A 299-nucleotide genomic window follows, 5' to 3' on the forward strand; every position below is an offset into this window, starting at 1 on the left:
ATTCTCTCCTCATCCACCTGTGTCGGTTTACGGTACGGGCACATGATACACAATAGCGGCTTTTCTCGGCAGCTGGAATCAGATGCTTCCCTACTTTAGTTCGGTCCGCGTCACGCCTTTGGCTTGTCAGACGGTTTTGCCTGCCTGACACCTCCTGCGCTTGCCCGGGAATCTGTCCCCCGGTCATCTTATCCCTCTGCGTCCCCACAGTTCTGATACCATGTGGTACAGGAATCTAAACCTGTTGTCCATCAGCTACGCTTCTCAGCCTTGCCTTAGGCCCCGACTTACCCAGGGCA

Annotated in this window: 1 rRNA gene; it reads right to left on the reverse strand. The window is 54.8% G+C overall.

Features of this window, described 5'->3' with window-relative positions:
• Positions 1–299: ribosomal RNA gene (locus tag GPK90_RS15425) — 23S ribosomal RNA — on the reverse strand; the annotation flags it as partial.

Origin of the sequence: Clostridium sp. MCC344, assembly GCF_018785365.1 — a bacterium.
Taxonomy (GTDB): Bacteria; Bacillota; Clostridia; order Lachnospirales; family Lachnospiraceae; genus Pilosibacter.